At 51.8% G+C, this 1,586-nt stretch carries 1 protein-coding gene; it reads left to right on the forward strand.

The genetic code is table 11. The features are described 5' to 3' along the window. Window positions 1-91: 91 nt before the first annotated feature. Window positions 92-1,126 carry an IS110 family RNA-guided transposase gene (locus AC0IM9_RS20395; protein ID WP_482805237.1) on the forward strand — a complete coding sequence of 345 codons (1,035 nt, stop codon included), beginning with the start codon at window positions 92-94 and terminating at the stop codon, window positions 1,124-1,126. Window positions 1,127-1,586 lie beyond the last annotated feature (460 nt).

Below are 1,586 nucleotides of genomic sequence, written 5' to 3' on the forward strand. Positions count from 1 at the left end.
AGACCTAATGGAATGGTCCGCCCCACTTCACCAACCGGCTCAAGTGGGCCAAGATAGTCATTTTAAAATGACAGTTGAATTAGCGCAGATCATGAAAGAAACAAAAAATAAAGAGATCAAGGTATTAGGCATCGACTTGGCCAAGCAAAGCTTCCATGTATACGGTGTAGATGAAGCCGGCCGGAAGGTCATCAGCAAGAAGCTCAATCGCGCGCAACTGACCGCTTTTGTTGCTAACTTGGAGCCTTGTCTAATCGGGCTCGAAGCCTGCGGTGGTGCGCATCATTGGGTAAGAGTATTCACCCAATACGGTCATCAGGTGCGCATGATGGCACCTCAGTTCGTCAAACCGTATGTGAAATCGAACAAAAACGACGCGGTCGATGCGGAAGCCATCTGCGAGGCCGTGCAAAGACCGAACATGCGCTTCGTGCCGGTCAAACAGATCGAACAACAAGATATCCAAAGCCTCCATCGGGTTCGCAGCCAATTGGTCGGCAGACGAACCGCGCAAGCCAATCAGATTCGGGGCCTGTTGCTGGAGTATGGTTTGGTGATAGCCAAAGGAATTGGCCAGGTTAGAAAAGCGATACCCGTGATTCTCGAAGATGCCGATCAGACGTTAACGCCGCTGTTTCGGGAGTTGCTCAACGAGCTATACCAAGAGCTAATCCATTTGGATGAAAAAATCGCTTCGATTGAACGCAAACTGGCTGCGATCTGTACACAAAACGAAGATTGTCAGCGGTTATTGAGCATTCCGGGTATAGGCGTGTTAACGGCAACGGCGTTGATTGCCGCCATTGGCGACATCAAGGTATTCAAAAGCGGGCGCGAGTTAGCGGCCTGGTTAGGCCTAGTGCCGAAGCAATATTCCACCGGCGGCAAATCGACCCTGTTAGGCATTAGTAAGCGCGGCGACAGCTATCTACGTACGTTGCTGATTCACGGCGGACGTTCGGTCTCGCGAATAGCACACCGGCATCAGGATACGCGCAACCGTTGGATCGGTAGTATCAAGCAGCGACGCGGCGAGAACATTTCGAACGTGGCAGTCGCCAACAAGAATGCGCGAATTGCTTGGGCATTGTTGACCAACAAAGAAGGCTACCGGGCAGCCGCATGAGGGAACAAGCTATGAATTTATTTGAAGCACTCAAGCGGGGCGCCGCCCCGCGCCGTGCGGCTTACCCCGCCCTCGCCGGGAGGCAGGGTACGAAAGGCTTCGCACCCTGCACCAAGGGTAGAGCCGGTTTCGAGTGGATCAAGGACTACTCGGCGCGAGCGCCTGCGTTCCTCCTTGATCCATTCGAAACCGGCAAGAACAGCAAGTTATCAGTAACGACTATGTAAAGCAGGCAAAATAGGCAACCGTTTCAACGAATTGCGGAGATAAAGTTCAAGTGATGGCATAAAAGGTAACACCTGCATTCCATAGAACCTGACGGGGTCTAGGGCTCTTTAGAAGCCGAAGACCTGATGAGGTCGGAATGCGCGAAGTCCATCAGGGCCCGAGGTCGTTTAATCCTCAATTACAGGCCGGATATATGGGCGCAATATTTTCTTTATGTTACTGGTGAATTTTT

This window comes from Methylomonas sp. Uni0011 (assembly GCF_056850255.1).